Genomic DNA, 15,833 nt, shown 5'->3' on the forward strand with positions numbered 1-15,833 from the left:
GCCTGGGAATGAAACTTCATGAATTAAAACCTGCAGAAGGTTCTCGTAAAGTACGTAACCGTGTTGGTCGCGGTATCGGTTCTGGAAACGGTAAAACTGCTGGTAAAGGTCATAAGGGACAAAACGCTCGTTCTGGTGGCGGTGTTCGTCTTGGCTTTGAAGGTGGTCAAACTCCATTATTCCGTCGTTTACCAAAACGCGGCTTCACAAACATTAACCGTAAAGAGTTTGCTATCGTAAACTTAGCGGCATTAAATCGTTTTGAAGATGGTACAGAAGTAACACCTGAATTATTACTGGAAACTGGCGTTATCAGTAAATTAAACGACGGTGTTAAAGTTCTTGCAAGCGGAGCAGTTGAGAAAAAATTAACTGTTAAAGCGCACAAGTTCTCTTCAAGTGCTAAAGAAGCAATTGAAGCAGCTGGCGGAACAGTTGAGGTGATCTAATGTTTCGTACAATCTCCAACTTTATGCGCGTTGCTGAGATAAGACGTAAAATATTTTTCACTTTAGCGATGTTAATCGTTTTTAGAATTGGCACGTTTATCCCAGTGCCATTTACAAATGGAGACGTACTAAAAGCACAAGATCAGTTAAATGCATTAGGAATCCTAAATACATTTGGCGGTGGAGCTTTGAAAAATTTCTCCATCTTTGCGATGGGAATCATGCCGTATATCACAGCATCCATCATCGTGCAGTTATTGCAGATGGATGTTGTTCCTAAATTTGCGGAATGGTCAAAACAAGGCGAAATGGGTCGTCGTAAATTAACACAATTCACGCGTTATTTTACAATTGTTCTTGCTTTTATTCAGGCGTTTGGTATGTCAATCGGTTTTAACGGTATGGTAGGTGGACAGTTAATTTTGAATCCAGGTTGGGGCACTTATTTATACATTGCAACGGTACTGACTGCTGGTACTGCATTTTTAATGTGGTTAGGTGAACAGATTACAGCTAAAGGTGTAGGGAATGGTATTTCCATCTTAATCTTTGCTGGTATTGCCGCGGCGATCCCAAATGTATTATCACAAGTTTACTTACAACAGTTTCAAAATGTCGGAGATCAACTGTTCATGAGTATCGTTAAAGTTGTATTGATTTTACTAGCTGTGCTAGCGGTCGTTGTGGGTGTTATTTACATCCAGCAAGCTGTTAGAAAGATCCCAATTCAATATGCGAAGCGTGTAACAGGAGGAAATGGTGGTTATGCTGGAGCACAAAACACACATTTACCGCTTAAGGTAAATAGTGCGGGTGTTATTCCAGTAATTTTTGCTGTTTCGTTCTTGATTACACCTCCAACTATTGCACAGTTCTTCCCAAAACACGATATATCGCAGTGGATTATCGCAAACTTTAACTATTCTCACCCTGTGGGAATGATCGTATATGTAGCGCTCATAGTAGCTTTCACATATTTCTATGCATTTGTTCAAGTTAATCCAGAGCAAATGTCAGAGAATCTAAACAAGCAAGGTGGATATGTTCCAGGTATTCGTCCGGGTAAGAATACAGAACAATATCTAACAAAAATCTTGTATCGTTTGACCTTTGTAGGATCTATTTTCCTAGCAGCGATTGCAATCCTTCCAGTTATTTTTACGAAGCTGGGAAATCTTCCGCCGTCTGCACAGATTGGTGGAACGAGTATGTTAATCGTTGTCGGCGTTGCTTTAGAAACAATGAAGCAGCTAGAAAGCCAACTGGTAAAACGCCATTACAAAGGGTTTATCAAGCAGTGAGTAAGTGACGGGAAGAGAATGTCTTCCCTACATGCTCATTATGAGGGGGAACAAAGATGAACTTAATTCTAATGGGGCTTCCTGGTGCTGGTAAAGGTACACAAGCCGAACAGATTGTTGCCAAGTATAACATCCCTCACATTTCAACAGGCGATATGTTCCGTGCAGCTATGAAGGCTGAAACTGAACTTGGTTTGCAAGCTAAATCTTTTATTGATAAAGGTGCGCTTGTTCCAGATGAGGTTACAATCGGAATCGTTCGTGAACGTTTGAGTCAAGAAGACTGCAAGAAAGGTTTCTTGCTAGATGGTTTCCCGCGAACAGTTGCACAAGCATCTGCGCTTGAAGAAATTATGAAAGATCTTGGCAAAAAAATCGACTATGTTTTAAACATTAATGTGGATTCAGGATTGCTGTTAAAACGTCTTACAGGCCGTCGCATTTGTAAAGAGTGCGGTGCGACTTACCACTTAGAATTCAATCCGCCAGCAAAAGCTGACGTATGTGATAAATGTGGTGGCGAATTATATCAACGCTCTGATGACAATGAAGAGACTGTAGCAAATCGTTTAGAAGTAAATATTAAGCAAACAAAACCGTTGCTTGATTTCTACGAGGAGCTGGGTTACTTACAAAGCATTAATGGTGAGCAAGATATCAATAAAGTATTTGCTGATATCGATGTTCTCATCGGAGGCTTAGCGTAATGATCATTTGCAAAACTCCTCGCGAGATAGAAATCATGCGAGAGGCTGGCAGGGTCGTTGCTTTAACTCATCAAGAGTTGAAAAAGCATATTGCTCCAGGAATTACAACGAAAGAGCTCGATCAAATAGCGGAAAAGACGATTCGAAAATATGGTGCTACGCCATCTTTTAAAGGATACAACGGATTTCCGGGAAGCATATGTGCTTCTGTAAATGAAGAGCTTGTACATGGGATTCCAGGAAAGCGCAAGCTCCAAGAAGGCGATATCATCAGTATCGATATTGGTGCGAAATACAATGGGTATCATGGAGATTCTGCATGGACGTATCCAGTAGGAAACATTTCTGAATCTGTTCAAAAGCTACTTGATGTCACAGAAAAATCGTTGTATCTTGGTTTAGAACAAGTAAAACCAGGCGAAAGATTATCTAACGTCTCACATGCGATTCAAACGTATGTTGAAGAGAATGGGTTGTCGATCGTTCGGGAGTATGTTGGTCACGGAATCGGGCAAGACTTACATGAGGATCCGCAAATTCCGCACTATGGTCCACCAAATCAAGGTCCTAGATTAAAGCCGGGAATGGTCATCTGTATTGAACCGATGGTGAACCAAGGAAGACGATATGTAAAAACACTATCTGATGACTGGACAGTGGTAACGGTAGATGGTAAATGGTGTGCCCATTTTGAGCACACGATTGCTCTTACAGAAGCAGGATACGAAATCCTTACCACTTTATAAGTAGCTGGCTCTCCGGGATTTCAGAACAGTGTAAAATGTTACTGATTTGAAGAAGGGAGAACTATTGAATGGCTAAAGATGATGTAATTGAAGTCGAAGGTACCGTTCTTGAAACGTTGCCAAATGCTATGTTCAAAGTAGAATTAGAGAATGGGCATGTCGTATTGGCTCACGTTTCTGGTAAAATCCGTATGAACTTCATTCGTATTTTACCAGGAGACAAAGTTACGGTAGAATTATCTCCGTACGATTTAAATCGTGGTCGTATTACGTACCGTTTTAAATAATATAGCACTCCGTAATCTTTAAGGAGGTTCGAGACATGAAAGTAAGACCGTCAGTTAAACCAATCTGCGAAAAATGTAAAGTTATTCGTAGACGTGGAAAAGTAATGGTTATTTGTGAAAACCCTAAACATAAACAAAAACAAGGTTAATCTGAAGGAGGTGTATTCGGAATGGCACGTATCGCAGGTGTAGATATTCCTCGTGACAAACGCGTTGTTATTTCTTTAACTTACGTATTCGGCATTGGTCGTACTACTGCTGAAAAAATTCTTGCTGAAGCTGGTGTTTCTGAAGAAACACGAGTTCGCGACTTAACGGAAGATGAATTAGGACGTATCCGTGATATCATCGATCGTATCAAAGTTGAAGGTGATCTTCGTCGTGAAGTATCTCTTAACATTAAACGTCTAATGGAGATCGGTTCTTACCGTGGTCTTCGTCACCGTCGTGGTTTACCAGTTCGTGGTCAAAACTCTAAAAACAATGCTCGTACACGTAAAGGTCCACGTCGTACAGTAGCAAATAAAAAGAAATAATAAGTAAAGGAGGTTGAACTAACTATGGCACGTAAAACAAACACTCGTAAAAAACGTGTGAAAAAGAATATTGAGACTGGTGTAGCTCATATTCGTTCTACTTTCAATAACACAATCGTAACACTTACAGATACTCACGGTAACGCAATTTCTTGGTCTAGTGCTGGTGCACTTGGTTTCCGTGGATCTCGTAAATCTACTCCATTCGCTGCACAAATGGCTGCTGAAACAGCTGCTAAAGCTGCAATGGAGCATGGTTTAAAATCTTTAGAGGTTACTGTAAAAGGTCCTGGTGCTGGTCGTGAAGCAGCAATTCGTGCTCTTCAAGCTGCAGGTCTAGAAGTAACAGCAATTAGAGATGTTACTCCAGTTCCTCATAATGGATGTCGTCCACCAAAACGTCGTCGTGTATAATTTTTCTGTATAGAATTTTCCCTTTTGTCTATAATGGATATGATGCCTTATCGAGAAATTTCGTACAGAAACATCGCTTGTTGTGCACAATCGGGAACTGCCTAAGGGGGACTTTCGGTTAAACAGAGGTTTTCCCTTTGTTTAACCGAGGTTTCGACGTTTTGAAGGAGGGTTTAGTTAATGATTGAAATTGAAAAACCGAAAATCGAAACGGTTGAACTTAACGAAGATGCTAAGTATGGTAAATTCGTAATTGAACCGCTTGAGCGTGGGTATGGTACTACTTTGGGTAACTCCTTACGTCGTATTCTTTTATCCTCACTCCCTGGTGCCGCTGTAACTGCTATCCAAATCGATGGCGTATTACACGAATTTTCAACAGTTGAGGGCGTAGTAGAGGACGTTACAACGATCATCTTAAACTTGAAAAAGTTAGCTCTTAAAATCTACTCTGAAGAAGAGAAGACGTTGGAAATCGACATACAGGGCGAAGGTATTGTCACAGCTGCTGATATTACTCACGATAGTGATGTTGAAATCTTAAATCCGGATTTATACATTGCGACGTTAGCAAAGGATGCGCATTTCCGCGTGCGTTTAACTGCAAAGCGTGGCCGTGGGTATACGCCAGCTGATGCAAATAAAAGCGAAGATCAACCAATAGGAGTTATTCCTATTGATTCTATTTATACTCCAGTGTCACGTGTAACTTACCAAGTGGAAAAGACACGTGTTGGACAAGTGGCAAATTATGATAAGCTTACGCTTGATGTATGGACGGATGGAAGCATCGGGCCAAAAGAAGCTATCTCTTTAGGAGCCAAAATCTTAACTGAGCATTTAAATATTTTTGTTGGTTTAACTGATGAAGCACAAAATGCTGAGATTATGGTCGAGAAGGAAGAAGATCAAAAAGAAAAAGTTCTTGAAATGACTATTGAAGAACTTGATCTTTCTGTTCGTTCTTATAATTGCTTAAAACGTGCAGGAATTAATACTGTACAAGAGCTTGCGAATAAAACAGAAGAAGATATGATGAAAGTTCGTAACTTAGGACGTAAATCCTTAGAAGAAGTTAAACATAAACTTGAAGAATTAGGTTTAGGTTTACGTAAAGACGACTGAGGATTTAATTTCATCAACAAAGGAGGGAACTACGAATGGCATACAGAAAATTAGGCCGTACAAGTGCGCAACGTAAAGCTATGTTACGTGACTTAGCTACTGATTTAATTATCAATGAGCGCATTCAAACGACAGAGACTCGTGCAAAAGAACTTCGTTCTGTAGTGGAAAAAATGATCACTTTAGGTAAACGCGGAGATCTTCATGCTCGTCGTCAAGCAGCAGCTTTCATTCGCAATGAAGTTGCTAACGCTGAGACTGGTCAAGATGCACTTCAAAAACTTTTCGCTGATGTAGCTCCACGCTATGCTGAGCGTCAAGGCGGATACACTCGTATTGCAAAAATTGGTCCACGTCGTGGAGACGCAGCACCAATGGTAATTATCGAGTTAGTATAATGATAATTAAAAGGGCAGGACAGTTCTTTTCAAGTAACTGGTCGTGGCCCTTTTTTTTTAAATATAAAGATGAGGCTAACTCGGCAAAAGAAAGGGTGCCTTATATTGAAAAGAGAGAAACTTCGTGTGCAAAATGTATCATTTCAATATCCTGGGGCGACTGCTTATGCGTTAAAAGATGTATCCTTTTCTCTAAATGAGGGAGAATGGGTGTCTGTCATTGGACAAAATGGTTCAGGAAAATCTACTCTTGCAAAACTACTAAATGGCTTATTTTTACCGGAATCAGGTACGATTACAGTAAATGGTACAATGGTCTTATCTGAGGAAACAGTATGGGACATTCGAAAGCAAATTGGTATGGTTTTTCAAAATCCAGACAATCAATTTGTAGGTACAACAGTGCAAGATGACGTTGTATTTGGGCTTGAGAATGTTGGTATGCCTAGAGAACAGATGGTAGAGCGAATGAAACAAGCATTGCATTTAGTTAGAATGGAAGAGTTCTTGCATGAGGAGCCGCATTCATTATCTGGTGGTCAAAAGCAACGTGTTGCAATAGCGGGAATTTTAGCCCTTCAGCCATCGGTTTTAATATTGGATGAGGCAACATCAATGTTGGATCCAAAAGGACGCGTTGAAGTTGTTGAGACTGTGAGACAGCTTGTGGATGAAAAAGGAATTACTGTTTTATCTATTACACATGATTTAGAGGAAGCTGCACAGTCGGATCGTATTATTATTTTAAATAAAGGAGAAATATTAGAGGAAGGGACACCACAGCAAATTTTTAAATCCTCTCATATGCTCAAGGAAATTGGTTTAGATGTACCTTTTTCGGTAAAAATAGCAGAATTATTAAAAAGAAGTGAAATTCCACTGCAAAACACGCATCTTACAATGGAAAGTTTGGTGAACGAACTTTGGAGATTACATTCCAAAAGGTAGAACATCGTTATCAATATAAGACTCCCTTTGAAAGACGCGCGCTTTATGATGTAGACGTGTCATTTCCAAGTGGGGGATACTATGCCATTATCGGTCATACTGGTTCCGGTAAATCAACGATGATTCAGCATTTAAATGGCTTGTTGCAGCCAACACATGGTACAGTCCGAATTGGGGAACATATGATTTCATCTCAAAAAAAAGCTAAAAAACTCAAGCCGCTACGAAAAAAAGTAGGGGTTGTCTTTCAGTTTCCAGAACATCAGTTATTTGAGGAAACAGTTGAGAAGGATATTTGTTTTGGTCCTTCAAATTTTGGCGTATCGGAGGCAGAAGCAAAGAAAAAGGCAAGATATGCAATCGAACTTGTTGGACTGGATCCAGAATTATTAGCACGTTCTCCGTTTGAATTAAGCGGTGGACAAATGAGACGCGTTGCAATAGCGGGTGTACTTGCGATGGAACCAGAAGTACTTGTATTAGACGAACCCACAGCAGGGCTTGATCCGAAAGGGCAGCATGAGCTTATGGAGATGTTTTATACACTTCATAAGGAGAAGGGACTGACAGTCATTCTTGTTACTCATAACATGGAGGATGCTGCAAAATACGCAGATCAAATCGTGGTTATGCATAAAGGAACGGTCTTTTTGCAAGGAAGAGCGGAGGAAGTATTTTCACATGCAAATGAATTAGAGCAAATTGGTGTGGATCTTCCAATGTCTTTAAAGTATAAACGTGCAATTGAAGAGAAGTTTGGTATTTCGATTCCAAAGGCTACCTTATCTTTAGAAGATCTTACTCATGAAGTTGTACAGGTATTACGAAAAGGTGGTCATGAATCATGCAGCAGTTGATTATTGGGAGATATATTCCAGGCCAGTCACTCATTCATCAACTTGATCCGCGTACGAAGCTATTAATTGTTTTTCTATATGTATTTGTTGTCTTTTTAGCAAATAATGCGATTTCATATGGATTTTTATTCTTGTATGCACTCATTGCTTTATTTTTTGCAAAAGTGCCGATTCGTTATGTACTTTCGGGCTTAAAACCAATTTTATGGATTTTTCTTTTCACATTTTTCCTGCATATTTTTACAAATAAAGAAGGAGATGTACTACTTCAGCTTGGTTGGTTTTCGATATATGAAAAAGGTTTAGAGCAAGGGATATATATTTCAATACGCTTTGTCGTCATTATTTTAATGACAACTTTACTAACGTTAACGACTACACCCATTGAGATTACAGATGGCATGGAAACGTTATTAAAGCCGTTGAAACGTTTTAAAGTTCCTGTTCATGAAATTGCATTAATGATGTCTATTTCTCTCCGGTTTATTCCAACATTGATGGATGAGACAAGTAAAATTATGAAAGCACAAGCATCCCGTGGCATTGACTTTGCTGGTGGTCCGATAAAAGACAGGTTAAAAGCAATTATTTCTTTACTCGTTCCTCTTTTTATTAGTGCCTTTAAGCGTGCTGAAGATTTAGCTATCGCAATGGAAGCTCGTGGGTATCAAAGCGGTGAGGGACGTACGAAATTTAGGCAACTACGCTGGAAAACAAGTGATACGGTAACATTAATAAGCTTATTTTGCTTAGCGTGTATTCTAGTATGGGTAAGATCATGATGGAGAGTAGAAAGATGGAAAGAATAAAGTGTACAGTTGCATATGATGGGATTAACTTTTGTGGATATCAAATCCAACCGCAGCATCGTACTGTGCAACAAGAAATCGAAAAAGCTTTACAAAAATTGCACAAGGGAGAACTTGTTCGCGTACAGGCGTCAGGAAGAACAGACTCTACTGTTCATGCGAAAGGACAAGTTATTCATTTTGATACACCATTGTTTCTTGAAGAATGGCAGTGGGGGAACGCTTTAAATACATTATTGCCAGATGATATTGTAATCGTCCAAGTAGAGAAAAAAACGGAAGAGTTCCATGCGCGCTATGGCGTTGCAAAAAAGGAATATCGTTACCGTGTATTATTATCTAAAACGGCGGATGTATTCCGTAGAAATTATGTATATCAGTATCCATATCCAATTGATATACAATTCATAAGAAAAGCGATTCCTTATTTTATAGGGACGCATGATTTTACATCATTTTGTTCGGCAAAGACGGATAAAAAAGATAAAGTGCGAACCATTTATGAGATAGATCTATTCGAACAAGGTGATGAATTAGTTTTTCGCTTTGTTGGTAATGGTTTTTTATATAATATGGTTAGAATCATTGTCGGAACACTACTTAGCGTAGGGCAAGGAAAGATTGATCCAGATAGTATTCCAGAGATTTTAGCTAAGCAAGATCGACGCTTTGCTGGGAAGATGGTACCAGGGCATGGCCTTTATTTATGGCAGGTAAACTATAACAACTAATCCTGGTGTAACATTTGCTTGACATTAGATTCTCAAAACGATATCATAACATATGGTATTGTTTCTAAAACCACGATTAGCCCCGGAAGGAAGTCGTGTTTAAGATAAACAATAGATTTTTTCTATGAAAAGATAATCGAGTAGGAGGGAAACAAATGCGTACAACTTTTATGGCAAAAGCTAATGAAGTTGAGCGTAAATGGTATGTGGTTGACGCTGAAGGTCAAACTTTAGGTCGCCTTGCTAGTGAAGTAGCATCCATTTTACGTGGTAAACACAAACCAACATTTACACCACACGTTGACACTGGTGATCATGTAATTATTATTAACGCTGAGAAAGTTCACTTAACAGGTAATAAATTAAACGATAAAATTTACTACCGTCACACTCAACATCCAGGTGGACTTAAACAAAGAACAGCTCTAGAAATGCGTACAAACTACCCTGTACAAATGTTAGAGCTTGCAATTAAAGGCATGCTTCCAAAAGGACGCCTAGGACGTCAAATGTCTAAGAAATTAAACGTGTATGCTGGAGCTGAGCATCCACATCAAGCACAAAAACCAGAAGTTTACGAACTTCGCGGATAATTAATTAAAGGAGGGCTTACTTTGGCACAGGTTCAATACTATGGTACTGGACGTCGTAAGAGTTCAGTAGCACGCGTACGCCTAGTTCCAGGCGAAGGACGCGTTATCATTAACGGTCGTGATTTTGAAAACTACATTCCATTTGCTGCATTACGTGAAGTAGTAAAACAACCTTTAGTTGCAACAGAAACTTTAGGTAACTACGATGTACTTGTAAACGTAAATGGTGGTGGATACACTGGTCAAGCTGGTGCAATCCGTCACGGTATCGCTCGCGCTTTACTAAAAGCTGATCCAGAATACCGTTTAACATTAAAACGTGCAGGTCTATTAACTCGTGACGCACGTATGAAAGAACGTAAAAAATACGGTCTTAAAGGCGCACGTCGTGCACCTCAGTTCTCAAAACGTTAATTTTTGCGAACTTCAAACCCCAACCACTTGGTTGGGGTTTTTATTTTATCTTGATGACTTTCATTGTTCTATTTTATGCTTGGAATATTTTAGTGCGACCTTCTTGCGTATGCTTCTTCTGTAGAAGTTTAGACTAATACGTAATTAGGGAGGTTTAGAAGTACTATGAATGTCATTGTTGATTTGCAAGAGAGACAAAAAGAAAAACAATTAAAGTATGAACGTAAGATGTTAAGAGAACTTTCACTAAAATCGTTGCGTTCCAATGTTCATGATGCTTTTCATAGACAAGAGCTTCATCAGCAATATGAGGATTATTGTATTGAATTAGGAATTGAATCGTATTTGCTAGGTGCAAGGTATAGCAAATTTGGTTATTATGGCGAATCTTTTTTTGATGTGAAATATAGATCTTTGGAAGAAGAACAGCAGTTAACAGAAATGTTATTTCTTTTTTTAACGAATATGACGATGCGCGGAGAAGAAGTAGAAGATAAGAATTTGCTTTATAAATCTTGTGAGCGATTTATTAGTGCCTGGTGGCGAGAAGGCTACGAGAAAGGTGAAAGAAGATATCGTTTAAAGTTGCATTAAGAGAAGCATAAACTTTCCTCTTGTCCCATATAAGTAATGAGAGGGACTAGCTGGAGGAGGAAAGGTATGAAGAGAATTCGAATGATCTCTTTAGTGCTAGCTGCGGTTATATTGTTTTTCTTGATAAAACAGGAATTGCAAATTACAAAGTCGTGGCGGGCCTGGAATTTACCCCTATCAGGAAAGGTAATTGTACTTGATGCTGGACATGGTGGGCCAGATGGGGGAGCGGTTGGTGGGAAAGATATTGTAGAAAAAAACATTACACTTGAAATTACAAAAATGCTGCAAGACTATTTACAGGAACAAGGAGCCTTGGTGATTTTAACGAGAGAAGGAGACTATGATTTAGCTGATAAAGATACAAAGTCGTATAGTAGGCGTAAGGCAGAAGATTTAAAAAAACGTGTAGCAATGATTAATAAGCCAGATGTAGATTTTTTTGTGAGTATTCATTTGAATGCTCTGCCTAGTAATAGCTCAAAGGGAGCGCAAACATTTTATCACCGCTCTTTACTTGAAAATGAACGAGCGGCAAAGTTTATACAAGCTGAACTGCGAACGAGCCTAGAGAATACGAACCGTTCCGCTAAAACCATTTCGCATGTCTATTTACTTAAGTATGCTAAGACTCCAGGTACGTTGGTTGAGGCTGGTTTCTTATCAAATGTAAATGAAAGGTATATGTTAAATTCGGAAAAATATCAGCAAAAAGTAGCAGCTGCCATTTATCGCGGGATTTTGCGTTATTTTACGGAAAAAGGAAACCCTCCTGAATGAGGAGGGTTTTTGCGTTTCTCTCATTAACGAAGTTTTCGGAAAATATGTTATACTGGAAATGTAAACGCATTTATTTGAAGTAAAAGAGGACAAACCCAATTTATTTCACATCATACGGGGGGCTAGGCGAATTATGGTAACAAAAGAGCAAGTAGTGAAGGTGCTTGAAGGGATTACTGATCCATTTCTACATAAAACATTGAAAGAAATGAACGCAATTCAAGAAGTAACTGTTAAACCTGAGAAAGGTCATGTAAGTATAAAAATTGCGATTGTAAAAACGGGAACAGCTGAACAAATGCAGCTACAAGCAGCGATTGTTAAACTGATTAAAGAACTTGGAGCTGCAACAGTTGGCTTGCGTTTTGCCGAATTTACTGAGGAAGAGTTAGCACAGTTTGCTCCACCGGAAAATCAAGAGAATGAATCATTACTTTCACCACATTCCAAAACAACATTTATAGCTGTTGCGAGCGGAAAAGGTGGCGTAGGAAAGTCAACGGTTTCTGTTAACCTTGCGATTGCATTAGCACGTTTAGGGAAAAAAGTGGGGATTATTGATGCTGATATTTATGGTTTTAGTGTACCGGATATGATGGGGATCGAGAAACGCCCTGTTGTAAGAGGAGATAAAATTATTCCTGTAGAAAGGTTAGGAGTGAAAGTAATTTCTATGGGTTTCTTTGTAGAAGATAATGCACCTGTCATTTGGCGTGGGCCAATGCTCGGTAAAATGTTAAATCACTTTTTCACAGAAGTGGAATGGGGAGATTTAGATTACTTAGTATTAGATTTACCACCAGGAACTGGAGATGTAGCTTTAGATGTACATACAATGCTACCATCTTGTAAAGAAATTATTGTAACAACACCTCATCCGACTGCTGCATTTGTAGCAGCTCGTGCAGGTGCAATGGCACTCCGGACGGAACATAGTATTCTTGGTGTTATTGAAAATATGGCGTACTTTGAAAGTAAAGTAACTGGAGAAAAAGAATATGTGTTCGGTAAAGGTGGAGGAGATAAATTAGCTGCTGAATTACAAACAGAAGTGCTAGGTCGAATTCCGCTTCAACAACCGGATTGGAATAAAGAAGATTTTGCGCCATCAGTATATGAAGACACGCATAAAACAGGCATTATTTATCGAACAATAGCTGAACAAGTAATTGAAAAGACTTCAGTAAAACAAAGCTAATAAAAGTAGGATAAAAATCCCCTCGCTATTGTAGATTGCGGGGGATTTTTAATCATGTAAAGAAGAAGTGGAATATAGGTTTATTATTTTTGTTCTTTGCCTCCCTCTTCTTCGCCACCACTTTCTTTTTTCTTAGCTCCATTTTCTTTTTCAGCTTTTTTAACTCCTTTGCTAATGATATCAATCATTTTAGCTTGGAAGAGTGGACTTTCCGCTGTTTCATTCAATACTTGTTGTAAATATTGACGATATTCTTTGCTTTTCATTGTTTGTTGCATCATTTTTTCTACTTCAGGATTTTTCATAATCTCTATAACCCCTGCTTGATATTCAGGGTCTTTTAACAAAGTTTTCATTAAGTTTGTTTGTTCTTTCCCCATGCTTTTTGCAAACTTAGCTGAAAACTCAGGGTCCTTAAATAACTTTTCCCAAAATTGTTGTCCTTTATCGGATACCATTGCATCTTCAATTGTCTTTTTTACTACTGTTTCGTCTAGTATGAGTGCCTGTTTCATTTTTTCATCGGTTAATACATCTTGAATGGCTTTCTTTCCTTGATCTGTTTTTAAAATATCAACAATCATTTTTTTTGTTTGATCATAATCCAATTCTGTTTTTGCTTCTTCTCCTCCCTGTGCACATGCTACAAGGGAAAGAGACAGGAACAAGGAAATTAAAATGAGCAGCATCCGTTTCATAACTAGGAGCTCCTTTCAACGCAGTTCTCTTTTTTAATATAAATATCTTTAAGGAATTTATACATGATCATGGGTAGCTTTTTGAAATTGTGGTTGATACAATTTAAGTAGAAATATACGAATAATGGGGGATGTGTTGTGAATAGCCGAAAGTGGGTACGATTGTTTTTTACGACGTTGCTTCTTGGTGGAATTAGCACAATCTTTATTGGTTTTGTTCTAGAATGGGACAAGTACGCTAAATTTTTTCAAAATTTTGACGGAAAGGAGATTTTAGCAGTTTCCTTCTGGTTAATGGGGGTAGGCTTTATCTTTAGTGTAATAAGCCAAATGGGATTCTTTGCTTATTTAACTGTACATCGTTTCGGATTAGGCATGTTTCGATCTTCTTCTCTCTGGAATGCGGTGCAAATTTTTTTCATTGCGTTTGTTCTATTCGATTTCGTTTATTTAAGATCTGTGTTGATTGCAAATGGAGAAGTTTCATTAGGGAATAATATTCTTGTAGCTGGAATGCTATTTTTGTTCGGGCTTTTCGTAGCATATATAAAGAGTAAAGAGACAAATAAAAAAGCATTTATCCCGGCGTTATTCTTTATGGTTGTGGTAACAATTCTCGAATGGGTACCAGCGCTACGGATTAATGATACAAATTGGCTATATTTAATGGTTATCCCGTTGTTACTATGTAATGCATATCAATTGCTCATACTGCATCGCTTAATAGGACAAAAGAGCAAGGTAGCTAGTTGAGAAAAAAAGGATACATCCTCTTTTTATTATAAAGGGATTGTATCCTTTTTAATTTGGAGAAATAGGACTTTAGTGGATAGTGGAATTTACATTTTTACTTTTGGCGTTTGTATTAGAAATTAATTGGGAAATCGATATTTGTTCATAACCATCACTTTTTAACTTTTGTAGAAGAAGTGGTAATGCTTTATTTGTTTGAAGCGCAGAGTCAGAAGCGTGCAGTAAAATGATATCACCGCCGCGTAAATGATTGGAAACAAATGACACAATTTGATCTACACCAGGGTTTTTCCAGTCATTCGGATTGTTACTCCAATGAACAATGGTGTAACCAAGAGAGTCTGCAACTTTCAAAGTTGTTTTGTTAAAATCCCCACTAGGAGGCCGTAAGAGTTTCAGTTGCTTTACACCAAGTTTTTCGAATACATCGTGTGCCCGTAAAAGATCTTTCCTTACTTCATTTGCCTCTAATGATGTGTAGGGAGTGTAGTTGTATCCCATACTACCGATTTCGTGGCCATCTTTAAGGATTCGTTCTACAATATCAGGATGTCTTTCAGCCCATGCTGCGGAGAGAAAGAATGTTGCATTTTTAATATCGCGTTCTTTTAAAGTATCCAGGATTGGCATTGCTTTTTTATCGCCCCAACTAATATCAAATGTTAACGCAACTTGTTTTTTAGCTGTATCTCCTTTATAAATAACCTTTGGCCCAGTAGCAGTGGAAAAAGCAGATTCATGAGAATACGTTTTTAGAAAAAGCATCCATGCTGTAAATAAGGAAAGTACAATGATAAAACTAATGTGCTTAAATTTGCGTTTACTTGTGATAAAAAAGAAAAACATAATACTCCGCCCCTTTGTCCAATCCTTTTCAGTTACATATATGCAATAAGAATGAAAAAGAGAACGGATGAATGAATATCGTAAGTGATGGATATAATAGGGAATATTATTTAGTATGTTACAAGAAATATTTGTGATGGAAGATTATTTGGGGTGATCGTTTGATTGGGCTTATGATAACGGAGGAAGAGCAAAAAGAAATGGAGTACATATTAAAAAGAGAGATGGATGAACTCCTATTTGATTTTGAAGATGAGCGTATACATCATGTAGTGAAAAAAACAATGGAAGAAAGATATAAGATTCTTTTTTGTTTATTTCGTAGAATAGCAAATAGGGAAGAATGTCTCCCATATGTGAGAAAAAGAATTTTTTATTAAAAAGTGTTGACTAAAATATTAAACATATGATAAATTAATAAACGTCGCTGATGCAGGACATGCAGAAAGCGAAAAAAACAAATAAAAAACTTAGTTGACATTGAAATACAGAGATGTTAACATAAGGAAGTCGCAAATGAAGTGGCAAACAAGTTCTCTGAAAACTGAACGAAACAAACAACGTGAAACGTCAATTTTTATTTATGATGCTAGACAAACTTTATTGGAGAGTTTGATCCTGGCTCAGGATGAACGCTGGCGGCGTGCCT

General features: G+C 38.2%; 23 protein-coding genes. 21 read left to right on the forward strand and 2 right to left on the reverse strand.

The features are described 5' to 3' along the window. Positions 1-8 precede the first annotated feature (8 nt). The 19 genes from rplO (at position 9) to MR058_RS19745 (ending at position 12,887) form a co-directional block, all read left to right on the forward strand. A complete protein-coding gene (rplO, locus tag MR058_RS19655; protein ID WP_011983262.1) occupies positions 9-449 on the forward strand; it encodes a 50S ribosomal protein L15 in 441 nt (146 codons plus the stop codon). Next, on the forward strand, positions 449-1,750 hold the full coding sequence (gene secY / locus MR058_RS19660) for a preprotein translocase subunit SecY (protein WP_242145462.1): 1,302 nt from the start codon (positions 449-451) through the stop codon (positions 1,748-1,750). The genes rplO and secY overlap by 1 nt, the downstream gene beginning before the upstream one ends. Positions 1,751-1,806: 56 nt before the next feature. Continuing rightward, positions 1,807-2,457: an adenylate kinase gene (locus tag MR058_RS19665; protein WP_011983264.1), complete on the forward strand. Its 651-nt coding sequence runs from the start codon at positions 1,807-1,809 to the stop codon at positions 2,455-2,457. Further along, positions 2,457-3,203 (forward strand): type I methionyl aminopeptidase, encoded by a 747-nt coding sequence (gene map, locus MR058_RS19670; protein WP_242145463.1) that lies wholly within the window; start codon positions 2,457-2,459, stop codon positions 3,201-3,203. Before MR058_RS19665 ends, map begins: the two co-directional genes overlap by 1 nt. Positions 3,204-3,271: 68 nt before the next feature. Continuing rightward, positions 3,272-3,490, forward strand: a complete 219-nt coding sequence (gene infA / locus MR058_RS19675) for a translation initiation factor IF-1 (RefSeq protein WP_001029884.1) — start codon at positions 3,272-3,274, stop codon at positions 3,488-3,490. Positions 3,491-3,525: 35 nt separating this feature from the next. Next, on the forward strand, positions 3,526-3,639 hold the full coding sequence (rpmJ, locus tag MR058_RS19680) for a 50S ribosomal protein L36 (RefSeq protein WP_000868344.1): 114 nt from the start codon (positions 3,526-3,528) through the stop codon (positions 3,637-3,639). Positions 3,640-3,660: 21 nt separating this feature from the next. After that, the gene (gene rpsM, locus MR058_RS19685; protein ID WP_000090789.1) at positions 3,661-4,026 is read left to right on the forward strand and encodes a 30S ribosomal protein S13; all 366 of its coding nucleotides are present in this window, start codon (positions 3,661-3,663) and stop codon (positions 4,024-4,026) included. A 24-nt stretch (positions 4,027-4,050) separates the two neighbouring features. Beyond that, on the forward strand, positions 4,051-4,440 hold the full coding sequence (gene rpsK / locus MR058_RS19690) for a 30S ribosomal protein S11 (protein ID WP_011983266.1): 390 nt from the start codon (positions 4,051-4,053) through the stop codon (positions 4,438-4,440). A gap of 180 nt (positions 4,441-4,620) precedes the next feature. Beyond that, positions 4,621-5,565: a DNA-directed RNA polymerase subunit alpha gene (locus tag MR058_RS19695; RefSeq protein WP_042981378.1), complete on the forward strand. Its 945-nt coding sequence runs from the start codon at positions 4,621-4,623 to the stop codon at positions 5,563-5,565. Between the two features lie 35 nt (positions 5,566-5,600). Continuing rightward, positions 5,601-5,963, forward strand: a complete 363-nt coding sequence (rplQ, locus tag MR058_RS19700; RefSeq protein WP_000331490.1) for a 50S ribosomal protein L17 — start codon at positions 5,601-5,603, stop codon at positions 5,961-5,963. 105 nt (positions 5,964-6,068) lie between these two features. Next, on the forward strand, positions 6,069-6,911 hold the full coding sequence (locus MR058_RS19705) for an energy-coupling factor ABC transporter ATP-binding protein (RefSeq protein ID WP_242145464.1): 843 nt from the start codon (positions 6,069-6,071) through the stop codon (positions 6,909-6,911). Continuing rightward, entirely contained in the window at positions 6,887-7,768 is an 882-nt protein-coding gene (locus tag MR058_RS19710; protein WP_242145465.1) for an energy-coupling factor ABC transporter ATP-binding protein, read from the forward strand. The genes MR058_RS19705 and MR058_RS19710 overlap by 25 nt, the downstream gene beginning before the upstream one ends. Beyond that, complete coding sequence (locus MR058_RS19715) at positions 7,756-8,550, forward strand: energy-coupling factor transporter transmembrane component T family protein (RefSeq protein ID WP_242145466.1); 795 nt, start codon at positions 7,756-7,758, stop codon at positions 8,548-8,550. Before MR058_RS19710 ends, MR058_RS19715 begins: the two co-directional genes overlap by 13 nt. Positions 8,551-8,564: 14 nt before the next feature. After that, positions 8,565-9,308, forward strand: a complete 744-nt coding sequence (gene truA / locus MR058_RS19720) for a tRNA pseudouridine(38-40) synthase TruA (protein ID WP_313949180.1) — start codon at positions 8,565-8,567, stop codon at positions 9,306-9,308. Between the two features lie 155 nt (positions 9,309-9,463). After that, positions 9,464-9,901 carry a 50S ribosomal protein L13 gene (rplM, locus tag MR058_RS19725; RefSeq protein WP_011983272.1) on the forward strand — a complete coding sequence of 146 codons (438 nt, stop codon included), beginning with the start codon at positions 9,464-9,466 and terminating at the stop codon, positions 9,899-9,901. A 21-nt stretch (positions 9,902-9,922) separates the two neighbouring features. Next, positions 9,923-10,315 carry a 30S ribosomal protein S9 gene (rpsI, locus tag MR058_RS19730; RefSeq protein ID WP_011983273.1) on the forward strand — a complete coding sequence of 131 codons (393 nt, stop codon included), beginning with the start codon at positions 9,923-9,925 and terminating at the stop codon, positions 10,313-10,315. 165 nt (positions 10,316-10,480) lie between these two features. Continuing rightward, complete coding sequence (locus MR058_RS19735; protein ID WP_242145467.1) at positions 10,481-10,909, forward strand: DUF2521 family protein; 429 nt, start codon at positions 10,481-10,483, stop codon at positions 10,907-10,909. A gap of 66 nt (positions 10,910-10,975) precedes the next feature. Beyond that, positions 10,976-11,689, forward strand: coding sequence for an N-acetylmuramoyl-L-alanine amidase CwlD (gene cwlD / locus MR058_RS19740; protein WP_242145468.1), 714 nt, complete (start codon positions 10,976-10,978; stop codon positions 11,687-11,689). 133 nt (positions 11,690-11,822) lie between these two features. Further along, a complete protein-coding gene (locus tag MR058_RS19745) occupies positions 11,823-12,887 on the forward strand; it encodes an Mrp/NBP35 family ATP-binding protein (protein ID WP_242145469.1) in 1,065 nt (354 codons plus the stop codon). An 83-nt stretch (positions 12,888-12,970) separates the two neighbouring features. On the opposite strand, the gene gerD is transcribed toward MR058_RS19745, so the two are convergent. Continuing rightward, positions 12,971-13,585 (reverse strand): spore germination lipoprotein GerD, encoded by a 615-nt coding sequence (gerD, locus tag MR058_RS19750; RefSeq protein ID WP_242145470.1) that lies wholly within the window; start codon positions 13,583-13,585, stop codon positions 12,971-12,973. Between the two features lie 138 nt (positions 13,586-13,723). Between gerD and MR058_RS19755 the strand changes: the two genes are divergently transcribed. After that, positions 13,724-14,338 carry a KinB-signaling pathway activation protein gene (locus MR058_RS19755; protein WP_242145471.1) on the forward strand — a complete coding sequence of 205 codons (615 nt, stop codon included), beginning with the start codon at positions 13,724-13,726 and terminating at the stop codon, positions 14,336-14,338. 69 nt (positions 14,339-14,407) lie between these two features. Here MR058_RS19755 and pdaB read toward each other — a convergent pair whose 3' ends face one another. Beyond that, entirely contained in the window at positions 14,408-15,184 is a 777-nt protein-coding gene (gene pdaB, locus MR058_RS19760) for a polysaccharide deacetylase family sporulation protein PdaB (protein WP_242145472.1), read from the reverse strand. A gap of 161 nt (positions 15,185-15,345) precedes the next feature. Here pdaB and MR058_RS19765 point away from each other — a divergent pair, with 161 nt between their 5' ends. Beyond that, positions 15,346-15,564, forward strand: a complete 219-nt coding sequence (locus tag MR058_RS19765) for a hypothetical protein (protein ID WP_242145473.1) — start codon at positions 15,346-15,348, stop codon at positions 15,562-15,564. Positions 15,565-15,833 lie beyond the last annotated feature (269 nt).

The organism is Bacillus cereus group sp. BfR-BA-01430 (assembly GCF_022663115.1).
In the GTDB taxonomy this organism is placed as follows: Bacteria; Bacillota; Bacilli; order Bacillales; family Bacillaceae_G; genus Bacillus_A; species Bacillus_A cereus_BD.